14 protein-coding genes are annotated in these 18,210 nt (G+C 40.4%); 3 read left to right on the top strand and 11 right to left on the bottom strand.

The window, feature by feature from the left end:
* Nucleotides 1-9 precede the first annotated feature (9 nt).
* The 6 genes from CIK87_RS06860 to CIK87_RS06835 form a co-directional block, all read right to left on the bottom strand.
* On the bottom strand, nt 10-4,134 hold the full coding sequence (locus CIK87_RS06860; protein ID WP_094386564.1) for a serine/threonine protein kinase: 4,125 nt from the start codon (nt 4,132-4,134) through the stop codon (nt 10-12).
* A gap of 13 nt (nt 4,135-4,147) precedes the next feature.
* Nucleotides 4,148-6,307 (bottom strand): hypothetical protein, encoded by a 2,160-nt coding sequence (locus CIK87_RS06855; RefSeq protein WP_094386563.1) that lies wholly within the window; start codon nt 6,305-6,307, stop codon nt 4,148-4,150.
* A gap of 2 nt (nt 6,308-6,309) precedes the next feature.
* Nucleotides 6,310-6,972 carry a CpXC domain-containing protein gene (locus tag CIK87_RS06850; RefSeq protein WP_094386561.1) on the bottom strand — a complete coding sequence of 221 codons (663 nt, stop codon included), beginning with the start codon at nt 6,970-6,972 and terminating at the stop codon, nt 6,310-6,312.
* Nucleotides 6,973-6,987: 15 nt separating this feature from the next.
* Nucleotides 6,988-8,349 carry a restriction endonuclease subunit S gene (locus CIK87_RS06845; protein ID WP_094386559.1) on the bottom strand — a complete coding sequence of 454 codons (1,362 nt, stop codon included), beginning with the start codon at nt 8,347-8,349 and terminating at the stop codon, nt 6,988-6,990.
* Nucleotides 8,349-10,373, bottom strand: a complete 2,025-nt coding sequence (locus CIK87_RS06840; RefSeq protein ID WP_094386557.1) for a class I SAM-dependent DNA methyltransferase — start codon at nt 10,371-10,373, stop codon at nt 8,349-8,351. The genes CIK87_RS06845 and CIK87_RS06840 overlap by 1 nt, the downstream gene beginning before the upstream one ends.
* A gap of 119 nt (nt 10,374-10,492) precedes the next feature.
* Nucleotides 10,493-10,729 (bottom strand): helix-turn-helix transcriptional regulator, encoded by a 237-nt coding sequence (locus tag CIK87_RS06835; RefSeq protein ID WP_094386555.1) that lies wholly within the window; start codon nt 10,727-10,729, stop codon nt 10,493-10,495.
* Between the two features lie 301 nt (nt 10,730-11,030).
* Here CIK87_RS06835 and CIK87_RS06830 point away from each other — a divergent pair, with 301 nt between their 5' ends.
* The 3 genes from CIK87_RS06830 to CIK87_RS06820 all read left to right on the top strand — a co-directional run bounded on the left by CIK87_RS06830 (nt 11,031) and on the right by CIK87_RS06820 (nt 13,362).
* Nucleotides 11,031-11,798, top strand: coding sequence for a hypothetical protein (locus CIK87_RS06830; protein WP_094386553.1), 768 nt, complete (start codon nt 11,031-11,033; stop codon nt 11,796-11,798).
* Nucleotides 11,791-12,186, top strand: coding sequence for a hypothetical protein (locus CIK87_RS06825; protein WP_094386551.1), 396 nt, complete (start codon nt 11,791-11,793; stop codon nt 12,184-12,186). The genes CIK87_RS06830 and CIK87_RS06825 overlap by 8 nt, the downstream gene beginning before the upstream one ends.
* 108 nt (nt 12,187-12,294) lie before the next feature.
* Nucleotides 12,295-13,362: a DUF4238 domain-containing protein gene (locus CIK87_RS06820; protein ID WP_094386549.1), complete on the top strand. Its 1,068-nt coding sequence runs from the start codon at nt 12,295-12,297 to the stop codon at nt 13,360-13,362.
* Between the two features lie 69 nt (nt 13,363-13,431).
* On the opposite strand, the gene CIK87_RS06815 is transcribed toward CIK87_RS06820, so the two are convergent.
* From CIK87_RS06815 to traN, 5 genes are read right to left on the bottom strand one after another with little or no spacing between them, the layout of a single operon-like run.
* Nucleotides 13,432-13,950, bottom strand: a complete 519-nt coding sequence (locus CIK87_RS06815; RefSeq protein ID WP_094386547.1) for a glycoside hydrolase family protein — start codon at nt 13,948-13,950, stop codon at nt 13,432-13,434.
* The gene (locus CIK87_RS06810; protein ID WP_094386545.1) at nt 13,947-16,136 is read right to left on the bottom strand and encodes a type IV secretory system conjugative DNA transfer family protein; all 2,190 of its coding nucleotides are present in this window, start codon (nt 16,134-16,136) and stop codon (nt 13,947-13,949) included. Before CIK87_RS06810 ends, CIK87_RS06815 begins: the two co-directional genes overlap by 4 nt.
* Nucleotides 16,137-16,160: 24 nt before the next feature.
* Nucleotides 16,161-16,808, bottom strand: coding sequence for a hypothetical protein (locus CIK87_RS06805; RefSeq protein ID WP_094386543.1), 648 nt, complete (start codon nt 16,806-16,808; stop codon nt 16,161-16,163).
* 21 nt (nt 16,809-16,829) lie between these two features.
* Nucleotides 16,830-17,339, bottom strand: a complete 510-nt coding sequence (locus tag CIK87_RS06800) for a hypothetical protein (protein ID WP_094386541.1) — start codon at nt 17,337-17,339, stop codon at nt 16,830-16,832.
* Nucleotides 17,340-17,342: 3 nt separating this feature from the next.
* Nucleotides 17,343-18,194, bottom strand: coding sequence for a conjugative transposon protein TraN (gene traN / locus CIK87_RS06795; protein WP_094386539.1), 852 nt, complete (start codon nt 18,192-18,194; stop codon nt 17,343-17,345).
* Nucleotides 18,195-18,210 lie beyond the last annotated feature (16 nt).

The following is an 18,210-nucleotide window of genomic DNA, read 5'->3' as shown; positions in this document are numbered from 1 at the left end:
TCGTATTCTTTAAGCGTTTAGAGGTTCAATTACAATATGTTTCTTACCATCGAGTCGAATTACAGTGAACTTCCTGTTGTTCTTCGTGACAAGAATCTCTGTATAAGTTTTGGCTTCTAAGAGGTTCTTGAAAATCTGAAGTTCAATGAATCGGCCTCGTAGGTCATTCACAGAAGGACTGAAACCTGCACGAATGTATTGAAGCATTTCGTAGAGGTCAAGGCTGACAGTCAACTGGATAAACTTATCGGTTTTGTGACGGAAAGTAAGACTATCACTTTCGTATTCGATATATTTAGTCAGATGTTCTGTCTTGTTTACGAATAGCTCAAATTCATCCAATGGGAAACGACGATAGCTCTTTGAAATAGGATCACCCACATTGGAGCTTGCCAAAAGCAGATAACCTTCAGTCAAACGTGCATTGTCGCATCCTTCACTTGCAGAGATGGCGCAAGCCAAATCTTGCATTGTTTCTTTAAGAGCCTTTTCGTCTTCAACTCGAAGTTGCTCCTCGAACATACTTGCATAGCGATATGGCAAACGTCTGCGGAAATCAAATTTTCCTTCAAAATACTGATGACGCACATAACTCTTATGACGACCAGTTGCCTGCATCCTTATAACATCAGATTTAACCTCATATGCAGGAATAATGACATTGTTTTCGTTAAAGTCATTTAATAAGCTGCGCTTGCGGTCACTAAAAATCAGATAGTCATTAGGACGCTTAGATGTATAATAAAGGTCTCGGTCGTAAGCAGGTAAAGCTACACCAGCAACATCTGTTTCCCTCAGCAATTTTACCAAGCGGTCATTAGAGTCAAGTGATGGGAGCATGAAGTCTTTTGCTGGCCATGCAACTGGAGCTGTTACATTGAAGTAGTAATACTGCCAATAGTATTCAGGCAACTGTTCTGTCTGTACATACTCCACTAATTGCTTGACCTCATCACAAGAGTAGTCTCGTGTTAGCATCCAAGCAATCATAGAACGCAAGTCTCTCATGGTGATATGAAGCTCACGTTTATATACAATAGTTCTTACCAACCATTCCAGTCGATTGATTACTTCATCACCTGCACTGCTGTCTTGGAAGGTATCTACATTATATTTAATATAACAGCGGTCTGCAATAGGACATCCCTCACACTTTGACCACAACTCTGGACGGGTCAGTTTTTTCACCTGTTGAGCCAGAAGACTTGGAGAATTGCCGTCTCTTGCTGTCACAGAACGAAGATTAAGATTGATAACCATCAGACCTGGGAGGAGTTCTGCATGACCTTCCTGATAGAAATAGTCTTCAATGTTATCTTGGAGTTTTTTCAACTCATTATGAGTGGAGAGGAAGTCAACCAAACGACCTTCGTTGATTGCAATTACTCGTCCTTCTTGTGCCTGAGTGTAGTCACTAAGATTGTTGAAAGGAGATAGGAACTGAGCCAAAACTTCGTCGTTTGCTTTTTCATCCTCATCTTGTGAACCATCATAGTTAGATTCGAAGCGTATGCCATTTATATAGAACTGTGAACCATTGTTTGTGTCAAATGATTCTTTATTTGTTCCTTGATCTTCAATTCTATGGATAAATGCAGTCTTACCATCACCAGCATTTCCGGTAATGATAATCAGCTTATACTTCAAATCATTTATGTCCTGAATGAGTTGCTTGTCAAGTTTTGTCTTGGAATAAGTCAAATCATCAAAGGCATGAGTCTTTGCTCCAGCTCGTGTGCCGCTATTTCCATGGCGACTCTGACTATAGAGAGAATTAATGTAATCGACTGGATTTGCATTGACTGTAGAAGTATTTAAGATAGTTGAAGTGTCCTTCAAGATACCATTGACACCAATCTTCTCCAATGCTTCAAGCATTTCTTTGGCAGATGTAAATCGCTTATGTCTATCTGTAATGATTGCCTTCATTACAAACTCAGCAATCTCATCTGTCAACTTATCGTTGTAGCTACGAATATCCGTAGGCTGCATGTGTATGTTGGGGCGCATGTTGCTTCCTGGCCATGGATAGGCATGAGCAAGAAGTTCATAGATAGTAATACCCAGTGCAAATGTGTCGGCTGACTTATCCCAATCAATCTTATTTCCCGATAAAACAAGGTCTGGAGCCATATATGGGAAGGTTCCACCAAACGACTTGTCATCGGTAGTCGTAGATATATTGAAGTCAATGAGCTTGTAAATTTGACGCTTATGCCACATGATATTACTTGGCTTAATATCTCTGTGATATACAGGAGGATCTTGCTCTTCTTGCATGTAGCGCAACGCTTTCAAGATTTGGGTAGCCATCTTGTAAACCTCGTCAACAGGAAGACGCAGGTCACCTCTTGTATAATCCTGCAGGTTTTCACCTTCAAGCAGCTCCATCAGTGTGTAGAACAAGCCTTGTTGAGTGCGGTCGTTAAATTTAAACTCAACAATGTTGGGGTGGTGGAGAGATTTTAATGCCTCAAACTCATTGATGGCATTGTCAACGGATGCATCACGTTCAAAGATTTTAATGGCAAGATATTGTTTCTGCATATCATGCCATACCTTGAATACACGTCCAAATCCACCTCGGCCAAGAATTTCATGAAGGGTCATAGAAGGAGTTACCTTAACTCCTGGCTTCATGTCTTTCAAATATGCCACCTTGGTCTGGCTTGTGGTATTTCCTGCTGAATTGGCATTTTGAGCTTCAATGGTTTTCTTTTGCTCTTCTTCCATGGAATTATTGATGAACTCAATAAATTCATCAGCCTCTTGCCAACGTTTGAATGGGTCAGCTACGATTGTATGCTTGACAACTTCATCCATCCATTCAGGAAGATCTTTTGATACCTTGCTTGGCATGAGGTCTTCTGTGAGCACTCCTCCTAATGCAGAAGTAAATGTGAGACAACTGTCAAAAGGAAGTTTGCCAGTCATCAACTCATAAAAGATTACTCCAAGAGAGAATATATCACTTCCTGAACATACATCACCTTCTAAGAATTCAGGTGCTGTATATGGTGAGTTGATATTAGTATCTTTCTTTACCGTGAAACTGAGGTCAGAGTGTTCGACAAACCATGCCATACCAAAGTTTGCCAAAGCTGCTTTACCTCCTTCATATACAAAGATATTCTCAGGACACACGTCACGATGATATACCTGTTCCTTATGCGCAGCTTTCAGCGCATTAGCAACATCGAGTATAATGCTGATTTTATCTGTCTGTTTGAAAGTTTTCTGACGGAGTTTGCTCCTGAGAGAACTTTCATCCTGATAACGGCTTATCTCATAATAGTAAGTCTGCTCTTCATTCATTCTGCAATCAGTCTTGACAATGAATGGAGAAGCACCTATCTTGTCTTGGGCAAAGCTGGCATTCTGAACCATCAAACTCAGTTTCTTCAGTTCTTCAGGACTCTTACCAGCAACATCAAGGGGATATTCACGTATTTTATAACGCGCTGTAGCAATGAGTTTGGGAACACACAGATATTCCGTGAACTCTTCTGTCTCTTGAAGAACCTCCTCAATAAGATAGTTGAAGATTTCCTTTCGGTCAGCTCTTCTACGTTCAACAGATTGGCCAGAAAGCAAGTCAACAAGTTGTGACTGAATATCCATAATCATTCCTGGAGTACGTCCTACAAGTTCGGGCTTAGTAAGAAAATCTATCAAATCACCGCCCAATGTGAATGTTTGCTTGTAACAATCACAGGTAGGATCTAATCCGAATTTTGACTGTTGCGGATTGCTGAGAGTTATAGCTGTCAGTATCTGGCCAAAACGCCAATCTGGATGCTGGTTCTTAATCTTGCTGGCGAGAATACGGCTCTTTAGCCCTGCGGTCTTATGAGGGTTTGCAACCTCTTGACCACTACGGAACCAAGCCCAGTCATCTCCTTCGAGATTACCAGCCCAATCCTTATTCTCAATGTGATAAACAGCATGAGGTGCCACAACAATGCAGTCATATTCCCAATATTTCATTACTCGGTTCTGGCCAGTAATGGCAATATTAAGGTTGGGAATAATAATGTAGTTACTTGGCAACTTTAAGTCGAGGTAGTCCAACAAACGCTGTTCTCCAGCATTTACAGGACCATCATCGTGTATGGGTTTTCTTATTTGTGCCATATATTATACATGTTTAATGATTATTCGATAATACTCTCTCCAACTTGTCTATAATCCTGTCTGCTCGTTTGTCAACAAACGGCTCGCAAAAATCAAGGAACTCGTTGGCTGCTTTAATAAATGTATCACGAGAGATTCCCGGTTCCCAACTAAAGAGACCTTGGAACACCTGCTTGGGCTTTCCTTTTTCATCGAGGAAGTCTTCAAGCATCAATTCGTGAACAATATGATTGAAGTTTTCTTCTGTGCGGAAGGCAGCTACTTCTTTCTTCTTTAAATTGAGTGCATCTAACATCTTCATATTGCACTTCTTCGCACCAATCATCATCTTATAAAACTCTGCAAGGAATACGTCACAATAACCTCGTCCAAGAGGCTTGGTATTACGCATAAGGTTCAGGCCAGATGGAAGAACCATAGTGTTACCAATGGTGTGAACCTTCTTGCCGAATCGAACAACTCTTTCACGCAAATCCGCTGGAGCATCGTATGTTTCAAGAGCCTTATAGTAATCTTCAAAGTTAATACCGAAAATGGTATTTGTGATGTTGATAGTATCTGGCTTGTACTTATGTTTATCCATGCTTTCATAGGTGAAATCTGGATAAGTATCAGCAAAAGCGAGAGTAAGAACGGATTTCATTAGTATGCTATCAAGTCCTACCACACTTACGCGCTCGTCACCAAACTCAGTATCTTCCCTCAAAGTATAAAAGTCGAAGTCCTTCAATTTCTTGATGTCACCATCAAGTCTCTCAGCAACAAACTTTTTAAGCTTATTGAGAGCATAGGTATCACAAGCCTTTTCGACTTTTTCTTTTTCAATCTTCTTGTGGTACATGTCCATCTCTTCGAAGAAGGATGGTTTTGCGATGTCTGTCTTACGATACTCGCATCTACCTTTCAGATAACGCTCACGGAAACTCTTGATAAAGAGTCTTCCGCATCCTTCACCTTTGCCTTGTATGCCGTTTGCATAAATGCATCCTTCACATACTGTACCACTTACACCTCTATAGGGGAAATTGTCTTCTACGTTGATGAAATCCTTTAGGTCGGCATCATTTGCCAACTTGTGAATCATACTGCTTAGATTGGCTATTGGCCCATCTGTCGGTTCTTCCTGCTCGTTTGGATTTACAGGATAATACTCTTCGTCCAAACCAATCGGGTGGTGCATTCTCTCCACGAACTCCTTATCAAGAGAACGAGGATGAACCTCCATCTTCATCTTCTCATCGAGACTTTTGCGTGCCATCTCTATGAGAGTCGTTTCCTGACCAGTTGCTTCATTTACAAAGTTCATGGCTGTCTCGTCATGTCCAAGGAAGAAAGCTGCTGCTCCAGGAATATGAAGAAGGAAAACTTGTTTTACCCCTTCCTTCTCATAAACATCCATGACCTTGAAGTAACTGTTGAAATGAAGAGTGCATAGATTCCAATTCTTCACATTGGGATTCTCCTGACATAGCTCAGGAATCTCACACATCATGGCTGCATGGGCACTTGCTATAAGGAAACGAGTTTTATGAGCTGGCTTCTGTAATTTCGTGGTTACATCGACAAAGAATCCTGCACGAAGCACATCACCTACATGATAAGTGGTGTCCACAATCACTGGCGCATCAGTATCTCTGTAGAAAAACTGCAATCCTGGTAATGTCCAGTTGGCAAACTTCTCAAAGAAATCCTTATAGTCTATACTTACCTTCTTGGGTAGATGTCCGCGAGCAGGGTCATAGATACTGCCGTCGAGTGTAATGATATATGGCTGAGTACCAATCTCTGCATAGATGGCATCGCCCTTCTCCATCCAATGCGCTCTGTCAAATATCATAGGAAAGATGACATCACCGTTGATATGCGCTACTCCATAGATGTATCTTGTCTTAGGATTGGTCTTTGACTTACGGATGGTATTACTGAAGAGGAAGAATCCTTTCTGAACCTTAAAGACATCATTGTGCCAATTCTTTAGAACAATACTGCCATCAGGGCGAAGAATATTTTTCTTTATCCCTTGTTCTGCCTTATAGAATCCTTCTCCCCATTCTTCAATGTAGGAGTATCTTTCACCAACTTGATTGCCATTCTTGTCTAAAAGGAACCACTGGGCATCCTCATATACTCTGGCAAGTCCGTTGCTATCGTAATCGTATTCAGTTCTTGCCATGGCTATTCCTCTTTCATTTGTTTTGCCATCCACTCAGCATCCACACACATACAGCCTTCTGCTTTCATGCGAGGATCAAGTTCACAGGCAAGTTTATGCTCAAAGTAATTATCCATAGCAAAGCGAATCTGCATGGTTCGCTCGTTCTCTTCGTCGTCATAGAAGAAATAGATTGTACCATGCGGAAACTCCTCACTGGGTTCTTCGGTCTTAGCAAAGAACAACTCATAACCTTTCTCAACAATCTCTGGCATAATGACATGACTAATCATATACTTTTGATGCTCAATGGCTATATCATTCAATCCATGCTCCAGTATTACAATCTTTTCCTTGAATCGTCGTAAACCGAAAACAGCACGGAACAAATATTCTTTTTTCATCCCCAAACCTTCTGGAATTTCCATAGGAGAGTAGTCATAATCATCTGGTTTGAAGAAATCGAAGAATATCATGAAGCTATGAGTCATATCATGGTATAGCGTACCAGCAGGTATGCCTGTCACTTTGCCACAGTGAGGGCAGTGGTACATAAACAACTCGTCAGAGAAAATTTTTCCTCTGAGTTCGGGGTCTAAGTCCACGTTTACCGATGTCCAAAGGTCGTACTCGCCTTCCTGATGGCAGTGTGGACATTCTATGGTTTCTTTCCTTAACTGTGACATAAGCGTGATACTATGTTAATTGTTCCACTTCTCGATTTCTTGTTCTACCATAGATATTGCTTGATTTTCAAGTTCTATAGCTTTGTCGTTTTTGTATACATACTCCTTAATCAGTTCTACAACATTATCCATGTCTTCTTTAGGTATGATAGGAAGATCTACATTCCCTAGAAACTCTTCACCTAATGTTATTATTACAGAACCATAAGGTAGAATTTGAAGAGAATTTTGTCCTTGCTTAGTCTTGAAGTATGCAAATACATATTCAGGAGCAATTTTAGATGAATCAATACTAAGTTTCATGGCGTGTTCAGAAACTGCTACTTGGTTAAGAGTATCACCTACAATGACAGTATTGCCAACTGTTCCAGAACGAGAAATTAGAATGTCACCTTTGGACACTAACATATTCTCAATGTTGTTCGAGTTTTTTCTAATTTGTTTGCATCCTCTCAAAGGATTGGCAAGCATCATATCAGAGGAGGATAAGAAAGGTACTCCATTCTTTTCTACATACTCTCGTTTACCCCTATTTCCAACAAGGATTTTAGTCGATAATGATTCGATTTTTATGGTTTTCAGATTCTCTTTTTCCTTCAATAGTCGTTTGTTGCCTATTTGATACTGAGCGTCAAAACGAACGAAGCGAGCTGCTATGTTCTTTGATGAAATTGCAGCAGATTGGTGGTCAAAATTGAAATTTGAGGAACCTATGTTGTTCTCGAACACTTCAACTGCAGTATTTAATGCATCTGTTGATTCTTCTCTGAGTCTTGCTGCTTGTTCTATCAAGTTATTTACCTCATTTTCAAACCCTTTTTCAAATACAGGCATTTTTATCTCGCCAATGAATGATGGCTCGATATGTTGAATAACAGCACCAAAGGAGCCTTGCGTCAAAAGTGATTGTCCATATTTTGAAGCAAAAAAGGCATATAATAATCCGCCTTTTATCTTTGAATTAGGCACAACTCTAATTATATCTTCAGAGCCATATTTTCCTTCGTGAATCTTATTTGACCATGCAGTTTGACCGACAGTACCTGAACGAGTAATCATTACCCAACCTGGTTTTAAAGTCATTTCTTTTATACCAGGAGTGTGGATTCTCGAAACTAATTTGGTGTTATCTAGATTTGCAAGCATAATATTTGCTCCAGTCATGAAAGGAATTGCATGTTCTGGCTTACTTACATATACTCTGTTTGCTCTGATTCCATAAAAAATACGTTCTGTAATATCACAAATTTTTGTTTCGCCTAATGGTGAATGTTTAATTCTGCGACGGATAGAAACACCATCGCTCAGATGATAACTTGCATCAAATCTGTAATTTGCATTTGCAATATCACTTTTGGTTACACTTAAAGTTTTCATTAGCGCACCTCCTTGAATTGTGCATAAGCCATTGCTACCTTTGGAAGGTCATCTGCTAAATGCTTGATTCGTTCCTTGCGACTCTTGATTGTTTCGTTTCCGAACTCATCATAGCTGAGCCACTGTTTATAGTTCTCAAACAAGATTTCTGCACCATCGTCATCCTTTTCATAGACAGGTACACCACGACGATCCTTACCAACCTTTTCGACGATAGCCATGAAAACGTCATAGTCTTCATCTTCTATAGGGGTAAGCATTTCGGCATCTGTCTTCTTCTGAAGGAAAAGAAGAGATGCTTGAACGCCTACCTGAGGAAGGAAGGTCTCTACAGGAAGGTCAATACTTGCAAGGAGTTTGAAGTGACGAAGAATCCAGAGACGAACACTCTCTGTATTTGGATTGCCAAGAATACCGTCCGGCAATACGATTGCCATTTTACCGCCAGGTTTCAAGAAGTTGTAGCAAGCTTCTATAAAAAGGACTTCTGGAGCCTTGCTATTAAGTTCATATCGCTGAGCAATTTCTTGGTCAACCTCTACCTTAGTACCGAATGGAGGGTTGGTGAACACCATATCGAATTTACCTTGTGCATTATTGTCTGGGGTTTCGAAATGGAAGTCCTTATCTGCGCTATGCTGAATACTTTCGTTAACAGCTTCTGCGATATGAGGAACATCGGGTTTGCTACCAAACGGATATTCAAGTGAATTGATGTTGTAGATGTTAGAGTGTCCATCACCTGCCATCACCATATTCATTCGAGCTGCTTTCTTTAGGTCTGGATCGAAATCAAAACCGAAAATCATCTTTTCTGCATACTCACGAACAGCATCATCCACTTCTGGTGAGTTATATTTAGCTTCAAGACGAACACCATCAAGGTCTGGATAAAGATTCTTGGCAATCTTGTGACGTACATGATCAAGCACCATTACAAGGAAGCCACCAGAACCGCAAGCAGGGTCAAGTACACGACAATTCTGGTCCGGATCAAGCATTTCAACCATGCACTTGATAATATTACGTGGAGTAAAGAACTGACCAGCTTCCTGCTTCAAGGTATTACTTACAATAGTCTCGTATGCAGTACCTTTTACATCTACAGTAGCATCAAGGAATGAGTATTTCGCAAGTTCGGATGCAACAAACGCAAGGCCACGGTTTGAAAGCATTATCTGCTCATTGCCATCGAACACATCCTTGAATATGTTGCTTTCCTTCAAATCTTCAAAAAGGCCCTTGATGCGTTCTGCTACTGCTGCTTGTCCTTTTTCGGTGTTCTGTTCCTTTACGCCAACCCAAAAGCGACGGCGATAACTGATACCCTGTTTGGCATCAGAGAATCTACGCTTCTCATCATATAGTTTACAGAAAATAAGGTTGAGGAGTTCCCAGAATGCAGTCTTCTTCATTCCCTCATTTCCATAAATGTAATCATGGCAACGCTTAAATGTCTTTACCAAAGACTCGTTAGCAGGTTTACGAGGCATGGCACGTTCACCTTGTGCTTCAAGGTCTTCAAGAGTCTGTCCTTCAGCAGGGAAATCAGATATGGCTTCGCAAGTTACCTGACCAAAGTCATCCTCGTATGAATAAACATACTGGAGATCTTCACCATTTGTCCAGCAAGCAAAATCACAATCGGTGGAGCATAGAATGCCTTCGGTTGTTGCTTCAACGCCAGCTTTCTTGTCATTTGGCTTAACCTTAGCATCCTTAGCTACGATAATGAAACGAATGAGTTCATCTGCATCATGAGCATGGCCAGCATTGAAGATAGCCAAATCTACTTTCTGGGTCTTTGACTTGTCTTCATTTGCGTCTTCATACTTGACCTTGAAGTCTCGTTCCATGTCTTCTGGAGCGAAACCATACTCTTCAGTCATCATTGCAATCATCGACTGCAATGTCATTTCCTTATCTGTAGCCTTTACTACCTTGTTGGTGAGGGAGCATACCATCTCGTTCTCGCCAAGAACTATCTCATTTTGAGAAGCTATATTTGATTCTGAACTTGCCATAATTTGCAAAATTAAAATTTTGAAGTCGAAAATCCATATCCATGTTAGTCCATCTTACTCTAACCTGTTGGTAGAGCGCGTTTTATTGACTAACTTTGCTCATTTGGTTCGTTTGGATGTCATTTCTTATAAATGATAATGTTTTCTTCTTTTGTAGAAACGAGGAGGTCTTTTACATCAACCTCCAAACATTCCGCAATCTGATAGAGTGTCTCTAACCCTGGCTGTGCAGAGTTCGTGCACCATTTGCTAATAGTTGCAGGGTCTTTTCCAAGTTGTTCTGCTAACCACTTATTGGTTTTCTTTTTCTCAGCGAGAACCACTTTTAGCCGATTGAAGTCTTTTTCCTTTGCCATTTTGCTGAGGTTTTATTTGATATAAAATAAACGGAAAATCCTCCATTATATTATGAAAGATACGTCCATTTCTATTGCGTATTGTGCAAATTTAGTGATTTTTCTGTGAAAAACAAGGAAATAGACAGAAATTTCTTTCATATAATTGCATTTTCTTGTTGTTATTCATGTTTTTCGACTTTTTATTTGTATTTTTGCAGAGTCTTTATTGCAAAAACTGTAATAATTGATATTTGAAAGATGGGCTTACAATAAGTTGCTCAGAATTTAGAAGGTTGAAACAAAATGGATTTGCACTTGTATGAAATATCGACATTCAAAAATTGATTCTCAGAGTTTCTTGTTCTCTGCCAAGGAATCTAATGAAGAATACTATAGAGTTGCTTACGAATTGACCAAAAAACTTTTCGTAGGCATGTCAAAACATGCTTTAGCTTTCAATTCCAAGAAATATAATTTTTATGAACCTCCATTCTTGTTTAGGGAGCGGCAGCTTGACACGTTAATTATGCCCGTCCTGAATTCGCTTTGCAAGGGGCTTGCTTTTGCTGAATATCCAATGACGCGAAACAGCAGAAAGAAAGGGTTGGAAATTGAAGACTCGCAAGGTAGAATTGATTATTGGTGTATTTATAAGGACTATAGTTTTGTTATAGAGGTCAAACATAGCTATGACAACTTCGCAACATCTTCAACAAACGACGAGAGATTGTTACAAAGATGGCGCACTATGAATATCGTCCAACTTGACAATATCAAAAATGAGATTAAGCACTTTGAAGAAAGAACTAAAGGTGTAATTCGGTTAGGTCTTCATTTTATTACGTCACACAGCGGTACGAAGCTGAAAGAGAATGTTAGAGAAACTTTTATTTCACAGGAATGTGAGATGCTTACTCGCTTGTATGTAGATTTGAAAGGTATTACTCCTCCAGATTTTATGTCAGTGTGGGAATTGGATGATGATATGGTTTGTTATGATAATGACAGAGCCTATCCTGGGTTAATAGTTATGGCCAAATTTTTCAAAGATATAAAACATAAAGGATCAAAAGATTATTATGAATAGTATAAAATACGTTTTGCTCAAAGGAAATGAAAGATTCCTTGATCATCCAAAAAGTGTTGCCCTTTTTGGAAAGCTCTTTTGGCGCAAATCTGACAAAAAGCTCAATGTCGGTGACATCGTGTATCTCTTCATGTCTGGAAAAGGACATTATCAAATTAGATACAAATTAGAAGTAACCAATACAAGTGTACCCCGACATGATAAAAGCTGTTGGATAGCTCCCTTTGTTCCTGATAATGACTGCTATGAGTTTACCCCTGTAGCCTCAATGTATGGGGGAGAAGAGCTTGGCTACGATGAATTAGAGTCCATTGGTATTAGCCGTTACACTCAATATTCTATACTTAATGAGGAGCAGGTAAACTTCATTGATAAGTATTTCAAATAATAAGGCAAAATAACGTCAAGAACGTTTGGGGTAGCTTTTTATATAAACAAGTTTTACGCAAAGTGGTGCCCTTATGACAATTTATATTGGATATTTGAGTAATAAATAATGGCTGAAAAGAAAAATCATCACTTTGTTCCTCAGTCTTACCAACGTTTGTTCTCAAACGATGGTAAGAACATAGGAGTATATAACATAAAGAAGAATCTTCTAATTAACCAATCTTCAATAAAACACACAATGAGTAAAGATTACTTTTACTCAAAAAATCAGAATGTAGAAGATGCTCTGGCAGAGATAGAACGACTATGCATGTTAGCATTCCATAAACTGGATAATAATAATGATTATAACTTACATGAGGTTGAACGCTTGAATATTTTAACGTATGTAATGATGCAACTTGGTCGTACTGTTTATATGTCCGAAAGACTAAGTGATGATGTTAATGAAATGTCGTTAGAAATATTTAAGCGGTGTACTGGTATGGAACAAGTTGATCCTCATTTAGAATTTCGTTTTGATGAGCCTCCATTATTTTCATTAAGTGTCTATGCTGGTATGGTAGTAAATATGGCTGATTTGTCATTTAAATTAGTTTGTATAGACTCTAAATGCAGCTCTACTTTTATAACCTCCGATTGTCCTGCTTTTATTATTAATCCATATTTTGATTTTTTAGGGTATGCTGGAGTGAAAATACTTGGCTATAAAGGTGTATGTATAATGATGCCACTAAGCCCGAAGCTGTTGATATTGTTTTATGATTCAAATGTATACAAAATCGGAAACAGGAAAGGCAAAGTAACGATAAGTGAACCTAAAGAGATTGAAGCAATTAATATGCTTATCGCGAATGAGGCAAATGAACTGCTCGTTTTTAATTCTAAGCATGCAATATCATCATCATTAAGAGAGTATGCGCAGAAAGTAAAATCAAATGCCAGGCCATTTAAATTATTCCAAAACAAACAATGTATAATTCACTTTTTTCATATTCTTGACAAAGCAAAAACTCTAAATATAAACTCTTGCTTTCAAGAAGATTTGTTTAGAGAATATACAAACTATTTGTCGAAACATCCTGAAATTAAAAACTATCTCGAAAAGTTAGGAGGTTCTGCATCAGAAGAAGATCGCCGCAAATTTTATGAGGAACTGAAAACAAGAAGGTAGGTTCTTCTGTCGACTAATCTGTCATTATTCCAGGTATTGCATAGATACAAATCAATATCCATGATACTATCATTCTGAATATAGAAGTAATAGCTCTGTATAACGGCGACGTTCTATTGAAGATATTTTCTTCCCCTTCCAATGGCAGAACTGGACATAATCGCCTTTGAAATCTCTGTTTCCAGATTCAATCTTCTTCAAGAGTGTACTTTTGGGGTACTTGGTTCTGCTACCGAGAATTCTATAAGGCCCAACATTATAAGCTAATGCGGCGAGTAGGAGGGAGTCTTTTCCGTATTGCTTGAAAATTGTACATAGTTCCTTCAGATCTTTACGCAAGAGCGCATCGGCTTCTCTCAGAGACATATTCGAAGAGTAACGCTCTCCTGGTCTTAGCTTGTGGCCATAGCCAACATAAGGATAATCCTTCTTACGATGGATTCCCTCATAATATTTGATGCAGCAGATAGCTCGCTCAAATGGTTGAAGTGCAAAAATAGATGCTTGTTTTGGTGACTCATTTGCCTGAGCATCCATGCCCAGACAAAGAGTAAGGAATAAGGTTGTTAATACTGTTTTGAAAATCATTTGGTCTTGAATTTGTTTATTTCGTCTATCATGTTCTTCACGTCGAGATTAACCTGGCAGAAGTTCTGATACAAGATGCGTTCCTTGGCATCTTTAGACGGGAATTTGTAGAATTTGGGGAGTTTGAAGTTCTCGTAATCGTCTTCTTCTGCCTGTATCTCTTTCATGTCGAAGTCGGTCTTGCAGTAGAATTTCGAAGTTTGAAACTCTGCTGATTCCTGTATGTTCATGGAACCATTTCGCCCTGTCTTTGTCTTGATGAAGTCACGAGCCGTCTGACCAGCTATCCATCCTGTAGGCATATCCGAAATCTTGGATGCAGGAACAAGGCTGTCCATGTTCTCATTGAGGTTGATGGAGGTCTTATCTCTGTCGATGGTTACACCTTTCTTCAGTTGAACCACCTTGCCAAAGATATCATTGGAGAGCCATTCGAGTGTCTCCTTAGCACGGGCAGAGCCGGAAACGACATTGCCGACGGTGGTAATAACCTTCTGCATACCGACCTTGCCGTAGTCGGATTCAAGCTGGGGAAGCTCCTGAAAACCGAGAGCAACACTAACCTTATTGCTTCGGGCAGTACCGATAAGACGGTCAATCTTATGGAAATAAAGCGTAGGTAGCTCATCGACGATGATGCTTACAGGAATGTTCTTTCCTTGACCAGTATTGACACGAGTGACCAATCTGTTCAGGATAAGGGCGTTCAATGCGCCAATAATGCTCTCCATTTCAGGGTCATTGGCAATAAGAAGATAGCTTGGATTCGCAGGATCACTGACTTTCAAATCGAAATCATCTCCATCTTTATGAAATATCCAATAAGATTCCTTGGTGGCCAGACGTGAAGTATAGACACGCAGCGTACCAATCATACCTTCCAACTGTTCCATCGCATTATTCTTCATGGCAGTCTGGAAAGGGCCAAGAAGCGGCGCAACCTCAGGGTCTGTTTCTAATACCTCAAAGATTATTTTGTAATCCTGATTGAGGAAAGAGAGGATATGAGGCATGTCACTGTATTTGCCAAGCCAGTAGGCAGGTTCCACCTCCCTGCCTGAATGGTCAAAGACACGGCCTGTTGGCTTCGGTCTGTGTGTTTTGGGTTCTTCCGTCATCTCTGCAATCAAAGGATTACCATCCTTATCGTATGGCACTTTCTTGTAGGACACGAAGAAATAGATACATGCAGCCAAGAAGTTAACAGCTGATGTCTGGAAGAACTGGTCACTGCCGCCACCACCTTCCTTCTTTCCCTTCTGTAGAGATTCAAGCAGTGTTTCAGCCGTTTCACTGGCAGCAGCAAGGTTGCCAATATACTTCTGCTGGATTGGGTTTACACGGCGTGAATACTCCACATCCACAAAGTTGATGATGTTGAATTTGAAATCTCTGCCCGCCTTTTTATTGGCTGCAAGGTTCTTGCGATAATGGTAGTATAGCTTTTGGGCAAGTGTTGGAAACTTGTAATCGTACACTACCATTGCAAAGCCTTTTGCACTATGCTGACGGATAAATGGCTCTATGATGCTGAAGGTCTTACCAGATCCAGGAGTACCGACAACCCAAGTGCCACGGAACGGATTGACAATGTTAACCCATCCTTTGCGGAACTTCGACTTGTAGTAATAGCGCATTGGTATATTCACGCTATACTTATTCTCAATCAGTTCCTGGCACTGCTCGAATGATTCATTCTCAAAGTTGAACCTGTCTTTCAGAAGACCTTCCTTCAAGAACTTCGAGATATTATCAAGTGCAACATGAATTAGAATGGTTCCAAGGATGGTAGCTGCAATGTAGAGCCAGATGTTCAGCGGAATCATGTAGAACCGCATGTCCATTCGATAGCCGAACAGCCAAATGGACAGGATTGTAATACCTACACCACTGACAAGGGGATAGAGCACCTGCCGTCTTGCATCAAACTCCAAATGCTTCTTATTTCTGGTTCCAATACAGGTGATACATATAATCACGAATGTTGCAATCTTACTCCAGATAAGATTACCATCCAGATAGATGAACCACCGCTTGATTCGGTCATGAACATCGCAAACTATGCCGCCCCAGTAGTCAAGTAGTTCCGGGTCAATGGCATACTCGAAAAACTCCAAGAGTAGCGACACATAGATGACCGCGCGAAATATCTTGTAGGCAGTTTGAAGCTCTTTGGTTTCTTCCATTTCTTACTTAAATTGTTGTAAACTCTAATTGTATAAAGTGATGATTGGGCGTACTTTATGTGATTGTTCTTTAGGTGTTTCTTGAAGTGCTCCAGACGCAAGAGAGAACAACCATGCCTTAGCCGATTCCATATCTTTCACCTCCGTTGAAGTCCAATACCAACACTCGTCAGGATCATCAGATATGACATCGCCACCACACTTCTTTATATAGTCGTTTACCGTGTTCTTCGCACCATAAAGCAAACGTATCTCGGCTACTGATGGTATGAAGGCACTCTGTCCATATTGCCACATATCAAAGACTGCTGTTGCAGCTGGAGATGCCCCAGATGAGTACATGGAATGAGTATTCATGTTCCCGTCGAAAGCGGTAATATTGGCCGAAGTATTATGCTTCACGCCGATACTGTCACTGTATGCTTCTGGCGCAATGTCCCAAAGATAAACGGCATAACCTGTTCCCTGAGATTCATTGCTTTGATTGATATGGAACACAACGGCAATAGGTTGTTTTCCCTGACTTTTCATGTCTTCATAGCGCACAACCTTTCCATCTGTACATAGTATGTCGCAGGTCTTCATTGCCGTGTCAGGAAACTCACGGTGTTCGTCGCAACTTGTTATGGCCACCATAATAAAGGCAGCACAGATAGTATGTAATAGCTTCATTTTACTTTGTATTAAGTTTGATTATCTTGTGGGAATTTTGAATCCAAGGGTAACTCCTGTACGGAACAAGTCTTTTCTATCCGGTAACATTAGATCACATTTGGCTTGCCAATACAAACCCCATCCGTTCCTAAGTGCATAATTATGTTCGTAGCCAACATGGATGCCACCCAAGAACTTGTCTGTATTACTACCTGCACTGGCACCGATGCGTAGATTCCCATGATTGTTACGACCTCGCCACACACAAGGCTTGTAGGCTACGCCAACACCCCATGTTCGGTAGTTTTTCCAGAATGATTCAGGACACACATGCCCACAACTTTCGCACTCATCCCATTTGAGATAGCCATTAACGAAGTATTCCCAGGCGTTATGATACTTGGTTTCGTGTTCCCATGCAAGTGTGGCATCAAGGCCACGCTCATAAAGTAGTCCCACGCCAAAGGTAATCCTGTCACTATGTGACTGAGCAAAGGATGAAAGGGAAATAGAACCCAAGATAGCGATAATAGCAAATAACTTCTTCATTGTTTAGTCCTCCTTCAGTAAAATAGCGTTGAACGAATCGGCATAGAGGACATCCTCATAGTCAATGTTGAGCATGATGGTACGTCCACTAATCTGTTTCTCTGAAATCTCGATAGACAGCACCTTGTCATTGGGGAAGGTCATCTTCTTCAGAACAACGACGTTACGATAGCCATACTTAAACGTCTTGCTTTGGTCGAGGACAAAGGCAGGAGTAAGCTCGATAATCTGAGAATTAGTAGCCTTCGACTGCTTTTTGTCTGCCAGTTTGAAACGCATTTCATCAATATCAAAGCGAATGTTCGTCTTGTTCTCCACAGAGAAGTCCAGGAAAAAATATTCTCCAACGGAATAGATATTGTTCAGACGTATCATCATACGATGCTGCTTGGTACTGACATTGCGTATTCGGGCAGTCGAGTTCCAGATGGAACGAGCGTACTTTGCCATATCCTCAGTGCTCATTGATACAGATGGATTGTTATACGCAATTCTCTCTTCCGGCTGGATTTGCTTATCAGTAACAGCTTCCTGAAGTCTGGTTGTATAGAGAAGGGCATATTGAGTTCGGTATCTTTCTGTGACAATGGTGACAATGGCAAGCACTTCACCATCGGCATGTGCGCCCTCCTTGGGCTTCAGTCGGATAGTGTTGTTGATGGGTTGGTCACCAACCACCATGTCGGTACTGATGTCAACGAAACGGATAGGCTCAGAAGCCGTGATGACAGTAGTCACCTGTTCGTTGACTGTAAGTTGTTCCATCTCTTCATACGTCTGCTGTGCCATCAGAGGCATTGCAAACAAAGCACAGATTAGCGATGTGCCGATTTTCTTGAAAGTCTTCATGTTCATTATATTTGAAAATTGT

The organism is Prevotella sp. P5-64 (genome assembly GCF_002251285.1).
Classification (GTDB): domain Bacteria; phylum Bacteroidota; class Bacteroidia; order Bacteroidales; family Bacteroidaceae; genus Prevotella.
The sequence above is the reverse complement of the archived record's forward strand: the minus strand, read 5'-3'. Positions and strand labels throughout refer to the sequence as shown.

What these genes read in the sequence shown, in the direction of transcription:
- CIK87_RS06835 (WP_094386555.1), bottom strand. Translation starts at nt 10,729, where the DNA reads ATGGCAAAGGAAAAAGACTTCAATCGGCTAAAAGTGGTTCTCGCTGAG.
- CIK87_RS06810 (WP_094386545.1), bottom strand. Translation starts at nt 16,136, where the DNA reads ATGGAAGAAACCAAAGAGCTTCAAACTGCCTACAAGATATTTCGCGCG.
- CIK87_RS06805 (WP_094386543.1), bottom strand. Translation starts at nt 16,808, where the DNA reads ATGAAGCTATTACATACTATCTGTGCTGCCTTTATTATGGTGGCCATA.
- CIK87_RS06850 (WP_094386561.1), bottom strand. Translation starts at nt 6,972, where the DNA reads ATGTCACAGTTAAGGAAAGAAACCATAGAATGTCCACACTGCCATCAG.
- CIK87_RS06825 (WP_094386551.1), top strand. Translation starts at nt 11,791, where the DNA reads ATGAATAGTATAAAATACGTTTTGCTCAAAGGAAATGAAAGATTCCTT.
- CIK87_RS06830 (WP_094386553.1), top strand. Translation starts at nt 11,031, where the DNA reads ATGAAATATCGACATTCAAAAATTGATTCTCAGAGTTTCTTGTTCTCT.
- CIK87_RS06840 (WP_094386557.1), bottom strand. Translation starts at nt 10,373, where the DNA reads ATGGCAAGTTCAGAATCAAATATAGCTTCTCAAAATGAGATAGTTCTT.
- CIK87_RS06855 (WP_094386563.1), bottom strand. Translation starts at nt 6,307, where the DNA reads ATGGCAAGAACTGAATACGATTACGATAGCAACGGACTTGCCAGAGTA.
- traN (WP_094386539.1), bottom strand. Translation starts at nt 18,194, where the DNA reads ATGAACATGAAGACTTTCAAGAAAATCGGCACATCGCTAATCTGTGCT.
- CIK87_RS06820 (WP_094386549.1), top strand. Translation starts at nt 12,295, where the DNA reads ATGGCTGAAAAGAAAAATCATCACTTTGTTCCTCAGTCTTACCAACGT.
- CIK87_RS06845 (WP_094386559.1), bottom strand. Translation starts at nt 8,349, where the DNA reads ATGAAAACTTTAAGTGTAACCAAAAGTGATATTGCAAATGCAAATTAC.
- CIK87_RS06800 (WP_094386541.1), bottom strand. Translation starts at nt 17,339, where the DNA reads ATGAAGAAGTTATTTGCTATTATCGCTATCTTGGGTTCTATTTCCCTT.
- CIK87_RS06860 (WP_094386564.1), bottom strand. Translation starts at nt 4,134, where the DNA reads ATGGCACAAATAAGAAAACCCATACACGATGATGGTCCTGTAAATGCT.
- CIK87_RS06815 (WP_094386547.1), bottom strand. Translation starts at nt 13,950, where the DNA reads ATGATTTTCAAAACAGTATTAACAACCTTATTCCTTACTCTTTGTCTG.